General features: G+C 72.6%; 6 protein-coding genes. 5 read left to right on the forward strand and 1 reads right to left on the reverse strand.

What is annotated here, in order from left to right; translation table 11 throughout:
- The first annotated feature begins 45 nt into the window (after positions 1-45).
- Positions 46-1,455, forward strand: coding sequence for an aminopeptidase P family protein (locus tag ABZV34_RS32410; RefSeq protein WP_356284614.1), 1,410 nt, complete (start codon positions 46-48; stop codon positions 1,453-1,455).
- A gap of 62 nt (positions 1,456-1,517) precedes the next feature.
- Here the strand turns inward: ABZV34_RS32410 and ABZV34_RS32415 are convergent, their stop codons facing one another.
- Positions 1,518-2,174, reverse strand: a complete 657-nt coding sequence (locus ABZV34_RS32415) for a hypothetical protein (RefSeq protein ID WP_356284617.1) — start codon at positions 2,172-2,174, stop codon at positions 1,518-1,520.
- 219 nt (positions 2,175-2,393) lie between these two features.
- Here ABZV34_RS32415 and ABZV34_RS32420 point away from each other — a divergent pair, with 219 nt between their 5' ends.
- The 4 genes from ABZV34_RS32420 to ABZV34_RS32435 are packed head-to-tail and all read left to right on the forward strand — an operon-like array spanning position 2,394 to position 6,299.
- Complete coding sequence (locus tag ABZV34_RS32420) at positions 2,394-3,050, forward strand: helix-turn-helix transcriptional regulator (RefSeq protein WP_356284620.1); 657 nt, start codon at positions 2,394-2,396, stop codon at positions 3,048-3,050.
- A 32-nt stretch (positions 3,051-3,082) separates the two neighbouring features.
- Entirely contained in the window at positions 3,083-3,613 is a 531-nt protein-coding gene (locus ABZV34_RS32425) for a toxin-antitoxin system, toxin component (RefSeq protein ID WP_356284632.1), read from the forward strand.
- Between the two features lie 15 nt (positions 3,614-3,628).
- Entirely contained in the window at positions 3,629-4,855 is a 1,227-nt protein-coding gene (locus tag ABZV34_RS32430) for an MAB_1171c family putative transporter (protein WP_356284623.1), read from the forward strand.
- On the forward strand, positions 4,839-6,299 hold the full coding sequence (locus ABZV34_RS32435) for an FAD-dependent monooxygenase (RefSeq protein ID WP_356284626.1): 1,461 nt from the start codon (positions 4,839-4,841) through the stop codon (positions 6,297-6,299). The genes ABZV34_RS32430 and ABZV34_RS32435 overlap by 17 nt, the downstream gene beginning before the upstream one ends.
- The last annotated feature ends 98 nt before the right edge of the window (positions 6,300-6,397 follow it).

Consider the following 6,397-nt stretch of genomic DNA (forward strand, 5'->3'; position numbering starts at 1 on the left):
CCGACTGACCGGCCGTCCGACAGACAGACAGAAGAGGTGCCCACCGTGGCCAAGGCCCGGAAGAACGGTCTGTACCCAGAGATCTCCGAGGAACTGTCCGCCCTGATGCGCACGGGCTGGGCGGACAGCGAACGGCGCGACGTCCAACCGGGCGAGCAGGCGCCGTACGCGGCCCGGCGCCGTGCCGCGCTGGGCGCGCTCTTCCCCGGCGAGCGACTCGTCGTCCCCTCCGGAAGCCTCAGGATCCGCTCGAACGACAGTCATTACCCGTTCCGCCCATACACCGGCTACGTCCATCTGACGGGCGACCGGTCCCGGGACTGCGCCCTGGTCCTGGAACCCCGGCCCGAGGGCGGCCACGACGCGTACTGCTACCGGCTCCCCCGCGACGGCCGGGACACCGACGGTTTCTGGACCGGCATGACCGCCGAACTGTGGACGGGCCGCCGCCCCTCCCTCGCCGAGTCGGAGCGCGAACTCGGCCTCGCCTGCCGGGACATCCGCACACTCGGCGCGTACCTGCGGGACACCCCCGTACCGACGCGTGTCGTACGCGGCCACGACGCCGCACTGGACGCGACGCCCGGCACGGACGACGAGCGCGACGCCGAGCTGGAGGAGGCACTGTCCGGTCTGCGGCTGGTCAAGGACGCCTGGGAGATCGACGAGATGCGCCGGGCCGTGGACTCCACGGTGCGCGGGTTCACCGATGTGGTGAAGGAGTTGTCCCAGGCGGTGGCCACCTCGGAGCGCTGGATCGAGGGCACCTTCTTCCGCCGCGCCCGGGTCGAGGGCAATGACGTGGGCTACGGCTCCATCTGCGCCGCGGGCGAGCACGCCACGATCATGCACTGGACGGACAACGACGGACCGGTCCGCCCGGGCGAACTGCTCCTGCTCGACGCGGGCGTGGAGACCAGCACCCTCTACACCGCCGACGTCACCCGCACCCTCCCCATCAGCGGCACGTTCAGCCCGCTCCAGCGGAAGGTCTACGACGCGGTGTACGAGGCCCAGGAGGCCGGGATGGCCGCGGTGAAGCCGGGTGCCCGGTACCGCGACTTCCATGAGGCGGCCCAGCGCTCGATGACCGAACGGCTGGTGGCCTGGGGCCTGGTCGAGGGGCCGGCCGAGCGCGCCTACGAGCTCGGCCTGCAGCGCCGCTTCACCATGGCGGGGACCGGTCACATGCTCGGCCTCGACGTGCACGACTGCGCCGAGGCCCGCAACGAGGACTACGTCGACGGGGTGCTGGAGCCGGGCATGGTGCTGACCGTCGAGCCGGGCCTCTACTTCCAGCCCGACGACCTGACCGTGCCCGAGGAGTGGCGCGGCATCGGCGTCCGGATCGAGGACGATCTGCTGGTCACCGCCGACGGCTACGAGAACCTGTCGGGCGGGCTGCCGCGCTCGGCCGTCGAAGTCGAGGCCTGGATGCGGGAGTTCGCCGGCTAGCCGGGCCGGCTCCGTGCCGGTGACCTCGGCCGGTGACCTCGGCCGGGGCCCCGCACGGAGCCTCAGACCACCCTGAGGTGGCTGCCGCCGAGGCGGGTTCGGACGATCCGGCGCGGGGGCGGCGCGTCGCGGCGCGTCGCGCGCAGAACCAGGGTCATCCGTGTGTAGCCCATGTCCTGGAGGTTCTTGGGGGTCTCGTCGACGATCCGGCAGTCCGTGCGCCCCCAGCGGGGATCGGGGTGGATCAGCGGCCGTACCGCGCCGTCGTGCTGGACGGCGTCCTGGCCGACCGCGCGGATCCAGTGCGGCAGGCCGTGCCGGTAGGCCGCCTCCATGATCGGGTCCTGGGCGATGTCCCGGCGGATCGACTGCAGTCCGCGGTCCTGCCCGTCACGCTCCACGGCGGCGGCGAAGTGGGCCAGCATCGGCAGGCACCAGCTCGCCTCGTGTTCGCCGAGGACGGTGGCCGCGTCCGGGTGGAAGAGGACGAACCGGAGGAAGTTGTCGCCCGGCATCGCCGTCGGATGAGGACCGACGCCGCCGAAAAGTGTCCGGAACGCGGCGTTGGACAGGACGACGTCCCAACGGTGGTCGAAGACGACGGAGGGGAACGGCACGGCATCGAGGAGGGTGGCGTAGTCCTGGAGATACGCCTGAGCCTCGGGGCTCTCGGGGACAGGTCGCGGCTGGGACCGCTGCCTTCCTGCCTGGTACGCCATCGGGAGGTCACCCCTCTTGCCTATGCGGCCTTCACGCGGCGCCCCGATCCTGATGCCCCGAGCTCAGTCGTGTCAACTATCGTGGCATTTGGCGCCTGTTGACGGCTGATTCGCGCCACAGTTGTGGCGAGACCTGGATGTGAGTTCGAGCGAGCGACTAGTCTCCGGGGGTCCTGTGCATCATGTGAGAGACCTGAGAGAGACGTAGGAGATCTGTCGGTGACGGATGGCTTCGAAGTTCCGGGCGCCACGGCGACGGTTCTGCTGCCGGCCGTCGTGGCCCGGGTCACCGCGCTCGCCGACCGGCTTGGTGTGCAGCACACCGAGGTTTTCGCCATACGGCGCCTTTCGGTGGGGTCCGGCGTCCCCGAGCCCGTGGTGCGGGCGCTGCTCGGTGGCCGCCCCGCCGGCGAGCCCGATCTGCAGGCCCGCTTCCTGCAGCGTCTCGACCTGCTGCGCCGCACCCGGCTCAAGCCCAACGGGCGCAGATACACCCAGCAGGAGATCGCCGACGGCGCGGGTATGTCGCGTCAGCAGGCGGGCGCTCTCATCAACGGCGACCGGCGCCCCACGATGGAGCACTGCGACACCATCCAGCGCTTCTTCCGGGTGCACGCGGGATTCCTGACGGCCGAGGACTCCGAGGCGCTCGTGGGTGCCCTGCAACGTTGCGAGCAGGAGCTGCTGCAGCGGCTCGCCGACCGCGAGCGAGAGGCGGCGGCGGCCGCCGCCGACCCGCTGGAGAGGCTGTTGCAGGACCACGGTGTCCGCGGTATCGCCTGGCGGGCCGCGCAGTTGCCCACCGACCAGCACCGCGACAAGGTCGCCGAATGGCTGGACATGCTCTTGGAAAGCGTCAAGCGGCCCGAGTCATGATCCGGGGGAGAGCCGTGGGCATCGGAAAGGACATGCGCCGTCTGTGCGGCGAGCTGGTCGCGGAGCTCGCGCTCCCGGCGCCGGCGGAACCCGCCACCCTGTACGCCGCCCTGTGCGACGCCATGAGCAGACGCCGCGGCCGCCCCGTCCAGTTCCGTACGGCCGCGTTCCCGCCCGGTACCGCCAGCGGGCTGTGGCTCGACATGGCCGAGCAGGACCTGGTCGTCATCGAGGAACGCACCGCACCCGACCACCAGTTGGTGATCCTCGGCCACGAGCTGTGGCACATGAAGGCCGGACACCGCGGCAACCATGTCGAGGGCGCGGCCGTGGCCGCACGCCTGCTCAGCGACGACGCGGACCTGCAGGCGACCGTCCTGAAGGTCGCCGCACGCACCCGGTTCGACCTCGCCGACGAGAAGGAGGCCGAGAGCTTCGGCCTGCTGCTCGCCAGCAAGTGCCGTACGTGGCTCGCCGGTTCGTCGCTGCGCGGGCCGGTGAGCCGGGACGGGCTGGCCGGCCGGATCGAGGCGTCCCTCGGCTATCGCGGGCCGAAGGGCTGAGGACACTCCCCAGGAATGGACGGATCCAGCTACTACGTCCCGGCGGTCGCCATGGGCGTCGCCCTGGCCGTGAAGGCGCCCACCCTGATCCGCGGCTGGCGTGACCCGCTGCTGAGGTCCGTGGGCGTCCTGCTGGCGCTGGCCTGCCTGGTCTTCCTGTTCGCGGCACCGCCGACCATCGGCGAGGTCAACGACCTCACGGGGATCCCCAACGTCTCGGCGCCCCTCGTCTACTGCCTGCTGACCGCCTTCAGCGCCTCCTGCCTGGTGCTGATCATCAACTGGCGCGGCGGACCCCCCGACGTGACCCGCAGGCTCTCCCGCCGGTGGATCACCGGGTACGGGATCGTGAGCGTGGCGCTGGTCGTGCTGTACCTGCTCGGGGACTGCCGCGAGGAACGGCTGCGGGACCTCGACACCTACTACGCCAACACCCCGTTCATCCGCGAGATGATCGTGCTCTACCTCGCCGCGCTGACCGTCGCGGGCGTCGCGATGAACGTCATGTGCTGGCGCTGGGCCCTCCAGGTGAGCGGCTGGCTGCGGGCGGGACTGCTGACGATCGCCGTCGGCTTCCTCTTCAACATCCCCTACTCGGCACTCAAGTTCATCGCCGTGGGCGCCCGCTGGAACGGCACCGACCTGGACGGCCTGAGCACCGACGTGGCGCCCGTGCTGGCCTCGGCCGGAGCGCAGGTCAGCGCGGTCGGCTTCCTGCTCCCGCTGGCCTGCCAGCGCATCGGGGACAGCTGGTGCACCTGGTCGACGTACCGCCGGCTCGGGCCGCTGTGGCGCGAACTGAGGTCGGTCTCGGCCCACGAGGACCACGCGGTGCGGATCTCCTGGTGGTCCGCCGCCGAACTCCAGGTCACCCAGCGGGAGTCCGACATCCACGACGGCATGCTCAGCCTGTACCCCTACTTCGACTCCGAGGCACGCGCCCTCGCCTACGACGCCGCCGTGGCGGCGGGCTCCGAGCCCGTCCAGGCACAGGCCGAGGCCGACGCGGCGATGGTGACAGCGGCGGTACGGGCCAGGGCGGCCGACCCGGAGGGCCGGGTCATCAGCGCGGCGGAGGCGGCCACCGCCCCCGCCGGACCCGGGTCCGCGTACGCCTACACCGACGGTCCACGCGACCTCGTGCGGATGTCGATGGCCCTGCGTCAGTCACCCGTCGTCGCGGCCGCCCGAGGGCGCGCCGCGGCCAGGTCAGAGAGCGACTTCCATGAGCAATCCCGCTAGCGCCCCCCGGGGCGCGGCAGCCGGCGACCGCGCCCCGGCCTCCGGTCGGGCCGTCGTCATCGGTGCCGGGCCGGCCGGCCTGCTGGCCGCCGCGGCCCTGCACGCGTACGCCGACGTCACCGTCATCGAGCGTGACGTCCTGCCCAACGGGCCTGAGCCGCGCAAAGGCCTGCCCCAGGCCCGGCACGCCCATCAACTGTGGTCCGGCGGCGCCCGTGCCATGGAGGAACTGCTCCCCGGTGTCACCGCCGCCTGGCTGGCCGCGGGCGCCCGCCGGATCGCGCTGCCGACCGGACTGGTCACGCTGTCGGCGCGGGGCTGGCTGCGGCGCTGGCCCGAGACGGAGTTCATGATCTCGTGCAGCCGTGATCTGCTCGACGCGGTCCTGCGCGAACAGGTCGCGCGCGCGGCGCGGGTGACCGTCCTGGACGGGACGGAACTGCTCGGACTCCAGGGGGACGCCGCCCGCGTCGGCGGAGTGCGGATACGGGCGTCCGACGGCACCGAGCGGGTCCTGGAGGCCGACCTGGTGGTGGACGCCTCGGGACGCGGTTCGCGGTCCACCGCGTGGCTCGACGCGCTGGGTGTCCCGCAGACGCCCATCGACGAGGTCGACTCCGGACTCGCCTTCGCCAGCCGGGTCTTCCGGGCCCCGGCGGGCGCCGAGGACTTCCCGGTGGTCACCGTGCAGCCCGACCCGGCCCAGCCCGTGCCCGCGCGGTCCGCGCTCGTCGTCCCTCTGGAGGGCGAGCGCTGGCTGGTGACCCTCTCGGGCACCCGCGGCGGACAACCGACCGCGTCCGCCGAGGAGTTCGAGCTGTTCGCGCGTGCCGTCCGGCATCCTGTGGTCGGCGAGCTGATCGCACGCGCGCAGCCGCTGACGGACGTCGTGCTCACCCGCGGCACGATCAACCGGCGGCGCTTCTTCGAGAAGGTGCGGGACTGGCCCGAGGGGTTCGTCGCGCTCGGCGACTCCGTCGCCACGTACAACCCGGTCTACGGGCACGGGATGTCGGTGGCCGCCCAGGGTGCGGTGGCGCTGCGCGGGCAGGTCGCCGAGTCCGGGATCGCGGCGCCCGGCCTCGCCCGGCGGGCGCAGCGTGCGGTGTCGCTCCCGGTGACGGTCGCCTGGGAACTCGCCACGGGCACGGACATCCGATATCCCGAGGCGATCGGCGAGCAGCCCCGCGCGACGCGGAAGCTGTTCGGCCGCTACGTCGAACGGCTGACGCGGACCGCGGCCGGACGTCCGGCGGTCGCGAAGGCCCTCCTCGCCGTGATCACCCTGTCCGCGCCGCTGACCGCCCTCGTGAGACCCGAGGTGCTCCTCGCGGTGCTGCGCGGTCCGGGCCGTCCCCCGCTGACCGAGCCGCCGCTCACACCCGACGAGCGCGCTGCGGTGTTCAGCGCGCCGGAGCCCTCGGTGACACCGGCCACGGGCTGACCCTCTCGCGGACGCGGTGGGCGCGGTGGCGCGCGGGGGATCGGGCTGAGGGGGCGCGCCGGCCGGTCCCCGGTCCGGCCGTCCCGGCGGGTTCGTGG

This window comes from Streptomyces sp. NPDC005195 (assembly GCF_040608315.1).
Lineage (GTDB): Bacteria > Actinomycetota > Actinomycetes > Streptomycetales > Streptomycetaceae > Streptomyces > Streptomyces kaempferi.